At 53.9% G+C, this 568-nt stretch carries 1 protein-coding gene; it reads right to left on the reverse strand.

The genetic code is table 11. The annotated features are described in order from the left end of the window. The coding region (locus RN22_RS22910; protein WP_046308083.1) for a VCBS domain-containing protein at positions 1-568 on the reverse strand (568 nt) is incomplete at both ends.

The raw sequence follows: 568 nt of genomic DNA on the forward strand, positions 1-568 counted from the left end.
ACATCACTGATGGTTGCTGTGGTGTCACCCGTGACAACCGCAGACTGGTTGGTGCCTTCAACCGTGACCACAATCTCGTGCGTTGAGTTGTCAGACGCAGTGAGCGTAAAGGTTTCGGTCGCCTCTTCACCTTCTGGCAGAGACTGGGCTTTATCTGGGTCAACCGTGTAAGTCCAGTTGCCATCCACTAATTCAAAGGTCCCGTAGTTACCCTCAATCGTGGTGTTGCCGATGGTGGCTGTTTCGCCTGAATCCGGATCGGTAACCGTGATAGAGCCGGTTGCTGAGGTATCGACGTCACTGATTGCAGCAGAGGTATCACCCGTCACAACTGCAGACTGGTTGGTGCCTTCAACCGTGACCACAATCTCGTGCGTCGAGTTATCAGACGCAGTCAGGGTAAAGGTCTCGTTGGCTTCATCGCCTTCTGGCAAAGATTGGGCTTTATCTGGGTCGACGGTGTACGTCCAGTTGCCATCCACCAGTTCGAAGGTGCCGTAGTTACCTTCAATCGTGGTGTTGCCAATGGTGGCCGTTTCGCCGGAATCTGGGTCAGTGACGGTGATAG

Origin of the sequence: Grimontia sp. AD028, from assembly GCF_000973155.1 — a bacterium.
Classification (GTDB): domain Bacteria; phylum Pseudomonadota; class Gammaproteobacteria; order Enterobacterales; family Vibrionaceae; genus Enterovibrio; species Enterovibrio indicus.